9 protein-coding genes are annotated in these 13643 nt (G+C 47.1%); 8 read left to right on the top strand and 1 reads right to left on the bottom strand.

Annotated elements, in window-relative coordinates; all coding sequences use genetic code 11:
* Positions 1–23 precede the first annotated feature (23 nt).
* From MHH93_RS18410 to MHH93_RS18375, 8 genes are all read left to right on the top strand, one after another.
* Positions 24–2096: a beta-galactosidase gene (locus MHH93_RS18410; protein ID WP_500055195.1), complete on the top strand. Its 2073-nt coding sequence runs from the start codon at positions 24–26 to the stop codon at positions 2094–2096.
* A 208-nt stretch (positions 2097–2304) separates the two neighbouring features.
* Positions 2305–3744, top strand: a complete 1440-nt coding sequence (locus MHH93_RS18405; protein ID WP_500055194.1) for an NAD-dependent malic enzyme — start codon at positions 2305–2307, stop codon at positions 3742–3744.
* A gap of 1 nt (position 3745) precedes the next feature.
* A complete protein-coding gene (locus MHH93_RS18400) occupies positions 3746–4417 on the top strand; it encodes an HD domain-containing protein (RefSeq protein ID WP_500055193.1) in 672 nt (223 codons plus the stop codon).
* A 297-nt stretch (positions 4418–4714) separates the two neighbouring features.
* Positions 4715–5782, top strand: a complete 1068-nt coding sequence (locus tag MHH93_RS18395) for an FUSC family protein (RefSeq protein ID WP_500055192.1) — start codon at positions 4715–4717, stop codon at positions 5780–5782.
* Positions 5783–5933: 151 nt separating this feature from the next.
* Entirely contained in the window at positions 5934–6395 is a 462-nt protein-coding gene (locus MHH93_RS18390; protein WP_500055191.1) for a pyridoxamine 5'-phosphate oxidase family protein, read from the top strand.
* Between the two features lie 244 nt (positions 6396–6639).
* Entirely contained in the window at positions 6640–9015 is a 2376-nt protein-coding gene (gene helD / locus MHH93_RS18385) for an RNA polymerase recycling motor HelD (RefSeq protein ID WP_500055190.1), read from the top strand.
* 314 nt (positions 9016–9329) lie between these two features.
* Positions 9330–11189 carry an adenine deaminase gene (locus MHH93_RS18380; RefSeq protein WP_500055188.1) on the top strand — a complete coding sequence of 620 codons (1860 nt, stop codon included), beginning with the start codon at positions 9330–9332 and terminating at the stop codon, positions 11187–11189.
* A gap of 382 nt (positions 11190–11571) precedes the next feature.
* Positions 11572–12492 carry a hypothetical protein gene (locus tag MHH93_RS18375; protein ID WP_500055186.1) on the top strand — a complete coding sequence of 307 codons (921 nt, stop codon included), beginning with the start codon at positions 11572–11574 and terminating at the stop codon, positions 12490–12492.
* A 59-nt stretch (positions 12493–12551) separates the two neighbouring features.
* Here the strand turns inward: MHH93_RS18375 and MHH93_RS18370 are convergent, their stop codons facing one another.
* Positions 12552–13472 carry an AraC family transcriptional regulator gene (locus MHH93_RS18370; RefSeq protein WP_500055185.1) on the bottom strand — a complete coding sequence of 307 codons (921 nt, stop codon included), beginning with the start codon at positions 13470–13472 and terminating at the stop codon, positions 12552–12554.
* Positions 13473–13643 lie beyond the last annotated feature (171 nt).

Below are 13643 nucleotides of genomic sequence, written 5' to 3'. Positions count from 1 at the left end.
TCAAAAGCAAGGGAGTTGTCCTTATGACATACAAATTTCCACCTGTAAGTTCCAAAGCCCCGCACATGTTGCATGGCGCAGACTATAACCCGGAGCAATGGCTCCATTATCCTGAAGTTTTGGAAGAAGATATTCGCTTGATGAAGCTTGCCAAGTGTAACGTAATGTCCATCGGTATCTTCTCGTGGGTATCTCTTGAGCCGGAAGAGGGCGTGTACACGTTTGAATGGCTGGATCAGGTGTTGGATCGTTTTGCAGCAAACGGCATCTATGCCTTCCTGGCCACACCAAGTGGTGCGAGACCTGCCTGGATGTCCGCGAAGTACCCGGAAGTACTCCGCGTATCCGAGAAACGTGTCCGCAATCTGCATGGCTTCCGTCACAACCACTGTTATACTTCCCCCGTATACCGTGAGAAGGTTACTGCGATCAATACAAGACTGGCAGAGCGTTATTCGGATCATCCGGCTGTGATCGGCTGGCATATCTCGAATGAGTTCGGCGGAGACTGTCATTGTGATTATTGTCAGGAAGCATTCCGTGGTTGGGTTCAGAAGAAGTATAAAACACTCGATGAACTGAATCATTCGTGGTGGACCACATTCTGGAGCCATACTGTTACAGATTGGAGTCAAGTGGAATCTCCGGCTCCACATGGAGAGACACAGGTACACGCGATGAATCTGGATTGGCGCCGTTTTGTTACGGATCAGACAGCTGATTTTATCGTGCATGAAACGAAACCGTTGAAAGCTCAGAATCCCGATCTGCCAGTCACAACCAACCTGATGGAATTCTATGGTGGTCTGAACTATTGGAAGTTCGCTGACATTCTGGATTTCCTCTCCTGGGACAGTTATCCGACTTGGCATGATGCAGATGACGATGCAAAACAGGCATCCCGAATTGCAATGATGCATGACATCGTTCGTTCCATCAAAGGTGGTCAGCCGTTCTTGCTGATGGAGAGTACGCCAAGTTCGACGAATTGGCAAGATGTCAGCAAGCTGAAAAAACCTGGCATGCATCTGCTCTCTTCTCTCCAAGCTGTGGCACACGGTTCAGACAGTGTTCAGTACTTCCAGTGGAGAAAGAGCCGTGGGTCCAGTGAGAAGCTCCATGGCGCAGTCGTAGACCATGTTGGAACGGAACATACTCGCGTGTTCCAGGATGTGACGGATGTAGGTACGGCTCTTGAAGGCATGGAAGCGATTGTCGGAACAGCAGTTCCGGCAGAAGTTGCGATCATTTTCGATTGGGAAAACCGCTGGGCCGTTAACGATTCGCAGGGTCCGCGCAATATCGGTGTGAAGTATGAGCAGACGGTGGAAGAGCATTACGAAGCGTTTTGGAAAAAGGGAGTCGCTGTAGACGTTATTGATATGGAGGCAGATCTGTCCAAGTACAAGCTGCTGATTGCACCAATGCTCTATCTGGTACGTGAAGGTGTTGGGGAACGCATTGAGAAGTTTGTAGAACAGGGCGGTACGTTTGTAGCAACTTACTGGTCTGGTATTGTTAACGAAAACGATCTGTGTTTCCTGGGTGGATTCCCGGGCCCACTTCGTAAGACACTTGGTATCTGGTCCGAGGAAATTGACGGATTGCATGATCGTGATCTGAACGGAATTATCCCGGAGAAGGGCAATGAGCTTCAGCTCAATACAGCGTATGATGCAATTGAACTGTGTGATCTGATTCATCTGGAAGGCGCGAAGTCCCTGGCTACGTACCGTTCTGACTTTTATGCCGGACGTCCGGCATTGACGGTTAACCAGTTGGGTTCAGGAAAAGCATATTATGTAGCGACACGTCTGAAAGCACCATTCTATGATGATTTTTATGCGAAACTAATCGCTGACCTGAACATTGAGCGTGGACTTGAAACCGAGCTGCCTGCCGGAACAACGGCACATACGCGTACAGATGGTACGGCTGATTATGTGTTTGTACAGAACTACACGCCAGATGAGAAGCTGATTGAACTAGATGGACAGTCCTATACCGATCTGCTCAGTGGTGATGCCGTGGAAGCAAGTCTCAGTTTGAAGCCATATGACATTTGTGTTCTGCGCAGACCGGCTGCCCGGAAATAATATAGGTTCATCCTTACTTTATAAACGGAGTGAAGATGCAAAAAGAGTGCCTTGAACGCCTGAAATTGGTGTTCAGGGCATCTTTTTTATTTTATGTATTTGGCTGTTGAACCACTTTTTCTGGACAAGATAAAGGATAAACGTGTCCGCGTATCGAAGACAAACACGTAACTTGTAACTCAAGACTTTCAGTCTGGGAGGAATGGAAATGAATCAAAGAAATCTGGATGGTAACAGCATTATTATTCGACTGGAAATGACAACTAAGGATATCAAGTTTGGCGAAGTGGCCTCGGCCATCTCGGAAGCTGGGGGAGACATCATTGCCATCGACGTGATTTCCACCAATCAGGATGTAAGCGTGCGCGACTTGACGGTCGCCGTTACAGATGCGCAAGATAACAGTAAAATTATAGAAGGGGTGCGCCAACTTAAAGGTGTGTCCATTATTAACGTATCGGATCGGACGTTCCTGCTTCATCTGGGCGGTAAGATCGAAGTAACACCAAAGACCCCGATTCAGAACCGGGAAGATCTATCACGTGTGTACACCCCGGATGTGGCTCGTGTATGTTCAGCCATTTCAGAAGAACCCGGCAAAGCCTTCTCACTGACGATTAAACGGAATACCGTGGCCGTCATATCTGATGGCAGTGCGGTGCTGGGACTTGGTAATATTGGTCCTCGTGCAGCGATGCCCGTCATGGAAGGTAAAGCAATGTTATTCAAACAGTTTGCAGGCGTGGATGCTTTCCCAATCTGCCTGGATACACAGGATACTGAGGAAATCATACGTACTGTGAAAGCGATATCACCTGGCTTTGGTGGCATTAATCTGGAGGATATCTCGTCACCGCGTTGTTTCGAAATTGAACGTCGTCTGAATGAGGAATTGGACATTCCGGTATTTCATGATGACCAGCATGGCACAGCGGTTGTGTTATATGCCGGTCTAATCAATGCGCTCAAACTGGTGGGCAAGTCCATTGAAGATGTGAAAATCGTGGTCTGTGGTATCGGTGCGGCAGGTGTAGCATGCAGTAACATATTATTGTCTGCCGGAGCCCGTCGGCTTATAGGTGTCGATCGTGAGGGTGCGATTGTACGGACACAGACCTATGAGAATGAAGTATGGAGTGATTATGCAGCTCGTACCAATCCCGAACTGGAAACCGGTTCATTGCGTGATGTCATTCGTGGAGCTGATGTATTCATTGGCCTGTCCCGTGGAAATCTGTTAACTCGTGAAGATGTGCAGACCATGGCAGAAGATCCGATTGTGTTTGCGATGGCGAACCCGGTACCTGAAATTATGCCTGCATTGGTGGAAGACATTGTAGCGGTAATGGCAACAGGACGATCCGATTATCCGAATCAGATCAACAATGTGTTATGTTTCCCGGGCATCTTCAGGGCAGTTCTGGACTGCCGAGCCACCGAAATTAATGAAGAAATGAAGCTGGCAGCTGCTCAAGCGATTGCTTCGGCCATCACGGACGAAGAGCGTACACGTTATTACATTATTCCGAGTGTGTTCAATGATAAAGTGGTTAAATCGATGCGCCGTCGCGTGATTGAAGCAGCTGTTAAAACGGGTGTGGCGCGACGTATTCCTCGTGAACAGGCCCGTGAAGGCGGGGAATCTTAAGATGTCAGAGCTAGATGGAATAACGACAGGAGAGGCTGTTCTACGAGCCGCCCGATCGTTTGTTCAAGGTGACTCATCCAGGCATAGTGATGGTCATGACTGGCCGCACATCGAACGGGTAACGGCACTTGCAGTCGAACTTGCTCATCGCATGGGTGCAGATCCATTTGTCTGCGAACTGGCCGCATTATTACATGATGTACCGGATGAGAAGCTGAATGAGAGCTTGGAAGCCGGGATGGCCAAACTGAATGACTGGCTGGATACCCAGCCGCTTGACCCGGATATACGTAATAAGGTTGTGGGTATTATTAGCACCATCTCATATGCGGGAGGCCAGCGTCCTGCAGTCGGCTCGCTGGAAGCACAGGTTGTACAGGATGCGGATCGACTGGATGCACTGGGTGCGATTGGTATCGCGCGAACCTTTACCTTCTCAGGAGCCAGAGGGCGCGAGATGTATGATCCTTCCCTTCCCCCACGGGAGCAGATGACCCGTGAGGAATATCGCAATGGGCGCAGCACAACGATAAATCATTTTTACGAGAAGTTGTTCAAGCTCAAGGATCTGATGAATACCTCCTATGGCAAGGAGCTGGCGGAGCAGCGTCATGATTATATGGTGCAGTTCGTGGAGCAGTTCAAAAAGGAATGGGATGGCACAGACCGTTAAGCTGGCACAATAAGCGTGTATTCCACAGAGTATAATAAGTAACGGAGGCGAATCTTTGAAGTGGTGAAAATCCATTTTGAAGATTTGCTTCTTTTTGGGTTAATACTGTGTATTAACATACATAAACGAATTCATTTCATAATACCTCTGACTTATGGCATGGCAACGGAACACCTTACATGGTACAATAAATCGTTCTCCTGAATGAATTCAGGCAAAAAAAGAAATATGGGGTAATAATGAAAATGATCATCAAATGTAAAATTAAAGGTTCGGTAAAGAGGAGGAGTCACCACCATGTCGTTTGGTGCACGTGTACTTAAGACGGGGATCGCGGTCACGCTTGCCTTGTACCTAAGCAGCCTGTTCTTGAACCCGCAATCTCCCGTGCCTGCCGCAATCGCGGCCATATTCGCCATGCAGCCTTCCATCTATCGTTCCTGGAAATATTTTCTGGATCAGCTGCAGACCACCACGCTCGGAGCTATTGTGGCCCTGGTCGGAGGCATGGTGTTGTCCAATGAGCCAATCGCTGTTGGATTAATTATAGTACTTGTCATCATGATTTGTCTTAAATTGAATATGGGTGAGACGGTTGGCCTGACACTGGTCACGGTTGTATCCATTATGGAAGCTTCGGGTGACTGGCATTTTGCACTCAATCGTTTTCTGTTGACACTGGTTGGTATTGTATCGGCGTTTCTCATCAACATTACGGTATTTCCTCCGAAACCGAAGATTCAGTTCGTGAAGCAGATCCAGAGTGTGTTCAGCGGCATGTCGTTGCTTCTGCGAACCTCTATTTCGGATGAGATTAAGGAAGTCGTATTCCGGGAGGAGAAAAGCAACCTGGGCGGTTCAATTAAGTCTCTGTCCGACAAGTATAACTTGTTCGAAGAGGAACAGAAAAAGATGAAACGTTCGAAATTCAGCGAAACTCGGCAGATGGTAGTCTACAAACAAATGCTGCTGAGTCTGCAAAAAGGCTATGAGGTGCTGGATTCGGTGGAACGTCACTATTTCCAGGCACCGCGGACAACGGCCATGGATCAGTTTTTTGACTCACATCTTGAACTGGTTATCAAATTCCATGAGCATGCACTGCTCAAGTTCGAGGATAAGCTTAAACCTAATGGGGGAGAGGCCGCACAGTTTGTATTGGATAATGACCATTTCATGGAGCAGGCGATCACCCAGTTTGATATCGACAAGGAAGGAATGTTGCGATTATCGATCGTGGCTGCCGCGATCTATGATTACGGATATCAGTTGGAACGTCTGAACCGACTTGCCGAGCATGTGCATAGCTCCAGTGAAGACAAAGAATCACAGGACAAAATCTTGAATTGGCTCAAGTGGCCTTAGATGCGAATTGCGTACCTGCTTCACGATCATATACAATAGAACTACAACATTGCCCGGACAATCGTGTCCGGGTTGTTTTGTCATACATAGGACTTAATCGCATGAACGCTTGAATGAATATGAATGAATTTTAACGAACTGAGGGATAGACATGATTATAGAGGAATTGGACGTTGAACTGATGGAGTGGTTGAGTGGGACAAATCTGGAGCATAAACAACATGAAGCCATGCAACTGCTGACCGTATCCGAGGATCAGTGGCCGCATCAGGCGATGATTAGTATGGGGGAAGTGATTGCGATAAGTCCCCGACAGCTAAGACTTGCTCTGTGGCAAGGTACACAGACCAGTATGAACATGAGCAAAACAGGCAAGGCTACCTTGATTGCGGTTCAAGGACATCGCTTGCTGCATATCCGTATAGAAGTAGAATTGCTGCCTGAGATGAGGGGGGCTGTTCATCCGAGAGATCGTTTTGAAGCGCAGGTGCTCCAAGTACGTGTGGATCACGCGCCATATGCGGAGATCACTTCAGGAATAACCTTTCAATTAAAAGATGAACGTGGAGCGATTACACGTTGGCAAGAGACGATTGAGGAATTACGAAAGTAGGTATAAGCAGTTTTATCAGTTGAGGACCCAGTGATTGGGTAATAATGAAGAATAAAACAACAAAAAACGCCTCCGCTTGCATCGGGACGTTGTCACTGGTACAATAAAAAATGGTTTTCAGAAAATTAGAACTAATTAACATATGATTAAAATGTTTACTTTCTAATAATTATACCATTGCCTTTTCGGGCTTGTCAAATGGGATTTTGAGGACACAATCCGGGGAAAGAGGGGCTATTAACATATGAGTACAGAGCAGCAATGGAATGAGGAACAACAACGGGTCAATACGGTGACCGACCAGATTGAACGGAAGATCACAACGTTAGAAGACGAAGTTGGCTCCTTCCGTGATGAAGTGGTTGGCATGAGAAAAGACTTCTGGGATGAAGTCACAATGAACTTCAGTGAAGCGGATGATGTCGGGGAGACTTCAACCAGTATGCGGCAGCAGTCACAGGTCCTGTCCGATCGTGAGCGCAGCCATCTGAATACAGCGGCTGCCCTGGACAAAATGAAACGACTGCATCATTCGCCGTATTTTGGCCGTATTGATTTCAAGGAAGACGGTTATCCGAACTCGGAACGCATCTATCTGGGTATCGCATCGTTATTAGACGAGAAAGAGGAATCCTTTCTGGTCTACGACTGGCGTGCTCCAATCTCTAACCTGTATTATGACGGGGCACCGGGCCCAATCACATATCGTACACCAAGCGGGGAGATCAGCGGTGATATCGAGATGAAGCGGCAGTTTGTCATTCGGGACGGACGTATCCGCTTCATGTTTGACACGGGAGTTACGATTGGTGATGAGTTGTTGCAGGCTGTGCTCAGTCGTACTTCGGATGCACAGATGAAGAGTATTGTAGCAACCATTCAGAAGGAGCAGAACCGGATTATTCGCAATGACCGGACACGTATGCTTATTGTTCAAGGTGCAGCCGGCAGTGGCAAAACATCCGCGGCACTCCAGCGTGTGGCTTATCTTCTCTATAAATATCGCGAGCATCTGCAAGCGGATCAGATGGTTCTTTTTTCACCAAATCCAATGTTCAACAGTTATGTCTCCACTGTACTGCCTGAGCTTGGGGAGGAAAATATGTTGCAAACGACCTTCCAGGAGTATCTGGAGCGCCGTTTGGGTCGTGAATATCAACTGGAAGATCCGTTTATTCAGCTCGAATATGTACTTACGGGAACGGAAGATCCCGATTATGATGTTCGCATGTCCAGCATCCAGTTCAAGTCATCGGAATCTTTTCTGAAAGTGATTACGCGATATAAGGAAAGCATGCTGTCAGGTGGCATGAAATTCAAGCCGGTTCGCTTCCAGGGCCGAGCAATTGTCACGTCAGAGGCTATGGCTGAGAAATTCTACAGTTTTGAGTCATCCGTTAAGCTGGTCAGCCGACTGGAGATGTTGCGAGACTGGATGCTGAAAGAACTGTCTGCCTTTGGTAAAGGTGAACTGGAAGCGCCTTGGGTCGATCAGCAGCTTGATCTGATGGAACCGGAGGATCTGCAACGTGCATACCAACGGTTAAAGCGCAAGCAAAAGGGAAAGACGCATACGTTTAATGACTTCGAACAAGAAAGAGAAATTCTGGCCCGTATGGTGGTCAGTGACCGACTCAAACCGTTGCGGAAATGGATCAAGTCCTTGCGATTCGTTGATATTAGACAATTATATGCACATCTGTTCAACGATGAGGGTCAGATGGTACGACTACTGGGTGACGAGGCGTTGCCTGCCCAATGGGATGAGATCTGTAGGATGACTTTACGCAGATTGAAGCTCCAGGAGTTGGCATACGAAGATATTACGCCATACTTGTACCTGCGTGAGCTCATGCTTGGATTCCATATTAACTCCAATATTCGTCATGTCATTATTGATGAAGCTCAGGATTATTCTGCGTTTCAGTTGGCATTTATGAAGAGATTATTCCCTCGGGCGAAAATAACAGCACTCGGTGACTTCAATCAGGCGATCTATGCCCACTCTTCAGTCCTTAGTGGAACAGGACCATTGACTAACCTGTACGGCCCAGACAACACGGAAGTGATTGAGCTGACCAGGAGCTATCGATCTACCCGGGAGATCGTGGAATTTACTCGTGGCATGGTGCCTGGTGGGGAAGAGATTATTCCATTTAACCGTAGCGGCGAGAAGCCTAAAGTGATCGTTTCTTCTGATTCCGAGCGTCATATGAACGTCATCACGACAGACCTCAAGCACTTGATTGAGGAAGGGTATGAATCAGTTGCAGTGATCTGTAAAACCGCCGAAGAGAGCAGAGACGTACATGCTGCATTGAGTAAGACACTGCCGACAGCACCGAAGTTAATCAAGAAAACGACGCTGGCTTTTGAGCAGGGTGTTCATGTCATTCCGGCGTATCTGGCCAAAGGTGTGGAATTCGATGCTGTCCTGATCTATGACGGCTCTGCGGAGCAGTACGCGCATGAGCATGAACGCAAGTTGTTCTATACGGCTTGTACACGAGCGATGCATCTGCTGCACGTTTACTGCGTAGGTACACCGAGTCCGTTCATTACCTCCCAGTCGGAAGAATGGTATGAGCTTGACCAGGTATCTGCTGCACAGGTGGACTGACATAACGAGTTCATAATATGAATAAAGAGGCTTCCGTTCGATGGAACGGGAGCCTTTTCTGTATATGATACACATATCCGGAAAAAGCTAACTTAACGAGGGAAGTATATATGTTGAGGTTCTAACCATACAGGTGATCATATTGAATGAAAATATCTAACGTGAATTCGTAAGGATTGGGTTCAGTGGATAAATATGACTTCATAATTTGTATTCAAGCACAATGGATGTGATTTTTCTTTACACAAGAGGTCTAGACTCATATAATCGTAACAATATATTTTTTTTGGTCGTTTATTAAAGGAGGCAATACTATGAACAAATCATCTTTTGAACGGCCACTTATGGCCGATTGTGTACCGAATCTGGTCGCTACAGCACGGGGAGATATGCCGGCGACTTTGGTCATTCGGGGAGGAACGCTGGTAAACGTGATATCCGGTGAGATTTTACCTGAGATGTCCATAGCTGTACAGGGAGCTCGAATCGCTTATGTCGGTAAAGATGTAAGCCACACCATCGGAGAACATACCCGGATTATTGAAGCGAACGGTAAGTATATCGCTCCTGGTTTGCTGGATGGACACTGCCATATCGAAAGTACACAGATGAAAGTAACCGAGTTTGCGAGAGCGGTATTGCCTTCAGGCACAACTGGAGGTTTCTTTGACCCGCATGAGATCTCCAACGTGCTTGGTCTCAAAGGTCTGAGACTGATGCTGGATGAAGCGCGAACCACCCCGATGGCTGCTTATATGCAGGTGGCTTCCTGTGTGCCTTCCACCCATCCAGGACTGGAGACAACAGGTGCTTATATCGGCCCTGAAGAGGTTGCTGAGGCTCTTTCCTGGGGGCCGGACATGATTGGTCTTGGTGAAGTGATGAACTTTCCTGGAGTAGTCTACGGGGACGAGACGATGATCGGTGAGATACAGGCGACCCTCCGGGCAGGTAAAGTGGCTGATGGCCACTTTACCTGGGCTGCAGATGACTGGCGTCTGCCAGCGTATGCAGCGAGTGGGGTTACAGGGGATCATGAATGTGTGACTAAAGAAGATGTGGTCGAACGTCTGCGACTCGGGATGTACGCGAAGATGCGTCAAGGTTCGGCATGGCATGATGTGGCTGAGACAATCAAAGCCTGTACTGAGCTTGGACTGGATACACGCCGGATGATGCTGGTAACGGATGATCGAAGTTCTGAATCCCTGCTCAAAGAAGGGCATATGGACTTTGTTGTTCGTCTCGCCATTTCCCAAGGTGTGAAGCCGGTCACGGCTTTCCAGATGGCTACCATTAACACGGCTGAGCGGTTCGGGGTTGCACGCGACATTGGTGCGGTTATTCCGGGCAATATAGCGGATATTATTCTGCTGGACGGCCGACTGGCTGATGTACGTGTGGGCATGACAATTGCTGCCGGGCAAGTCGTAGCCGAGAACGGGAAAATGACGGCGGTCTGGGACAGCTTCACATACCCGGAGGAAGCGCTGAACACGGTGAAGTTGGAAGCTAATATTCAGCCAGAAGATCTGGAACTTGCTGCACCGATTGCAGAAGGTACGATTGGTGCCAAGATCATTCATGTGACAGAGAATCATGTGGATACGAAGGAGAAACACCTGCCTGTCACGGTGCAGGACGGTAAGGTTGTGGTTTCAACTTCCGGGGAAGTATGCAAAATCGCGGTATTGGAGCGTCACAAACAAACCGGGAATCGGGCGGTTGCTCTTGTTGGAGGCATTGGCTTCACATCACCTGCAGCAATTGCGATGACGGTGGCTCATGATAGTCACAACCTGTTGATTATCGGTAATGATGATGCCCTGATGGCTGAAGCTGGTAACCGTGTTATTCGCATGCAAGGCGGGGTAGCTGTAGTAACAGCAGCAGGTGTAACTGAGTTCCCGCTGCGGATTGCAGGTTTAATGTCAACCGAGTCTTTCGAAGTCGTTGCAGCCCAATCGGCAGCAGTCAGTGAAGCATTGCAGTCGGCGGGATGTACGTTGAATAATGCGTTTATGACCCTTTCCTTGCTTGCACTGGTGGTGATTCCAGAATTACGATTGTCCGACAAGGGGCTTGTGCGGATCTCGGCAGAAGGCATTGAACTGGTGTCCCTTTTCGATGAAGTGGTTGACAATACAATGGTAGTTCCACCGGGCAATGAATGATTGAAAATGACGAATAGAGCATAAAAATAGGATAGATGCAAAACCGCCTTAGGGCGGTTTTTTGTGCTTATTGGAAGAAACCGCTTTCTGGGTCTTCTGTATCTTGGTGCACATATGACAATAATGACCGAAGTCATGCTGAAAAAAGGATTGATTTAGAATATAGTGAATAATTGTGACTTTTGAACTATACATACAGAACTACGAATTCCCGAAATATAGTTATATGATTCTTTCGTCGTAAGTCTTAAAGATGATATTGCATATAGAAGCAATCCGAATTCGTCGTACCTAAAAAGGTTCCATTAAATGAATATGAAACGACACAATTTCATCCAGATTTGCACGTCAGAGCTGATAACTTCAGAGGGAGTGTATAAATATGAAAAGCAAAAGAGGTTACCGTTTTATCGTATTGCTGAGTTGTTTGATCCTGTGTGCGAGCACAGCCTGTTCTTCCAAAGCCATTGCGGATGGTTCAGTCGACAGTTATGCAACAATTCATGGAAAACTTGATGCACCCGTGAGAGCGACATGGGTGTGGGATACCACCCAGATCCGAAGTAATCCTCAAGAGGTGTTAAATTACGCCACAGCGAACAAGATCAATACGATCTATCTTCAGATGAACCGGGATATAAAAATTCCTGAGTATAAAAGTTTTATTCGCCAAGCGAGAGCCAAAAATATTGCGGTTGATGTTATGGATGGAAGATCAGCTTGGGGGTTGACTGAAAGTCGGGGACAGATTGCATCTTTCCTGGACTGGATCGAGGCATATCAAGCACAGGCGTTGCCCAATGAGAAATTTGCCGGTATTCATCTGGATATTGAACCACATGTGCACCCACAATGGAAAATCAATCAAGCAAGTGTGATTACCCAGTGGCAAGGCAATGTGGAGTACATTGTTGAGAGAGCCTCACGTATGAAGATGCCGGTAGCGGCTGACTTGCCTTTCTGGCTGGATAACTACAAAATTCCGGGTTCAACGATGGCGGTAAGCAGCTGGATGATTCGCAAGTTTGATTCCATCACGATTATGGCTTACCGTGATACAGCTGCTGCAATCTATAGTGTAGCGAAGGATGAACTTGCAGAAGCGGCTCTGCTTGGCAAAACGATCTCCATAGCTGTGGAAACGAAGCAAAGTAAGGAAGGTGATTTTATTACTTTTTATGAAGAGGGATCTGCCTATATGGAAGCACAATTGAAGTTGGTCGAAAAAATGGCTTCAGTACATGCGTCCTTCAACGGTTTCTCCGTACATGAGTACACTTCCTGGAAGACGCTGAAAAAGTGATTCACGAGTGTTAATAAAGAAGGTGTTCACAGCTGAATAGCTGTGGGCACCTTCTTCTTCTAAACCTGAACCAAAGCAGATTCCATAGCCACGTTCTCATAGAACATTTTGCGATACTGTGAAGGCGTAGTGGACTTATGCTTTTTAAACGTAGTGATGAAGTAGCTCAGATGCTCAAAACCCACATCCATGGCGATATCAACAATCTTGTGATCCGTATTCTCAAGCTGGACGCAGGCTTGTTGAACGCGGTAATAGTTAATGTAATCAACCGGGGTTTTCTGCACCATCTGTTTGAAGAAACGGCAGAAGTGTCCTTCGCTCATATTGGCTTCATCGGCCAGTTCTTTCAGCTTCAATGGTTCAGGATAACGCTTGTGGATATATCCGAGCACGGATTTCAGCCGCTCTACCTTGTCATGACTCCCTGTTGCAACAGTGCCTTTGAGCGGAGCGGTACTCATATGTTCGAACATGCGGGCAAATATGAGGTACAGGTACGCTTTTGTTGACATTTCACACGTTTCGGTACGGGCAGCATGGTCGGCAAATATACGTTTTAGGAGATCCAGGATTTCGTGTCCCCAATCCTCATCTGCCTTAATCTGATTGGGGGGAATCACCATTTTGCGCACCAGTGGACCGATGAATTTCTCCTGAACCGTATCGAAAGTACGGCTGCCAAGCAGCTCGGGATTAAATACAATGGAAGAGAATACACAGGGAACATCACCCTTCAGATACCCCGCATGTATCTCGCCTCGATTGATGAAAATGGCTTCTCCAGCTTGAACCTCAACGGTGTTCATATCGATCTGAAAGACAGCGCAGCCCTTGGTCACCATAGTGAACTCCATCTCATCATGCCAGTGGCAATCCAGAATGCTGTCTCCATTCAATTGCTGAATATCCGGGTACACACTGACTGGATACATGGCATTGCCGTGAATCCGGTCTTCCCGTAATCGTTCACGCTCCATATCCGATTCTCCTTTTTCTATCGTCATTAATGTAATCGTTTCCATAGATTGGTGTTGATGCTCAAGAAACGGATGGTTATTATCAAAATCGTGATATAATTGGTCAAAATAAGAGAAGAAATTCATTATTAATATCAATATTATTATAATATAACCAAAGGGGGAAAGAAA

The organism is Priestia sp. FSL H7-0729 (genome assembly GCF_038005685.1).
Classification (GTDB): Bacteria; Bacillota; Bacilli; order Paenibacillales; family Paenibacillaceae; genus Paenibacillus.
The sequence above is the reverse complement of the archived record's forward strand: the minus strand, read 5'-3'. Positions and strand labels throughout refer to the sequence as shown.

Excerpts from the sequence above, each read along its gene's own strand:
- MHH93_RS18400 (WP_500055193.1), top strand. The coding sequence starts at position 3,746 with ATGTCAGAGCTAGATGGAATAACGACAGGAGAGGCTGTTCTACGAGCC.
- MHH93_RS18370 (WP_500055185.1), bottom strand. The coding sequence starts at position 13,472 with ATGGAGCGTGAACGATTACGGGAAGACCGGATTCACGGCAATGCCATG.
- MHH93_RS18375 (WP_500055186.1), top strand. The coding sequence starts at position 11,572 with ATGAAAAGCAAAAGAGGTTACCGTTTTATCGTATTGCTGAGTTGTTTG.
- MHH93_RS18395 (WP_500055192.1), top strand. The coding sequence starts at position 4,715 with ATGTCGTTTGGTGCACGTGTACTTAAGACGGGGATCGCGGTCACGCTT.
- MHH93_RS18380 (WP_500055188.1), top strand. The coding sequence starts at position 9,330 with ATGAACAAATCATCTTTTGAACGGCCACTTATGGCCGATTGTGTACCG.
- MHH93_RS18410 (WP_500055195.1), top strand. The coding sequence starts at position 24 with ATGACATACAAATTTCCACCTGTAAGTTCCAAAGCCCCGCACATGTTG.
- MHH93_RS18405 (WP_500055194.1), top strand. The coding sequence starts at position 2,305 with ATGAATCAAAGAAATCTGGATGGTAACAGCATTATTATTCGACTGGAA.
- helD (WP_500055190.1), top strand. The coding sequence starts at position 6,640 with ATGAGTACAGAGCAGCAATGGAATGAGGAACAACAACGGGTCAATACG.
- MHH93_RS18390 (WP_500055191.1), top strand. The coding sequence starts at position 5,934 with ATGATTATAGAGGAATTGGACGTTGAACTGATGGAGTGGTTGAGTGGG.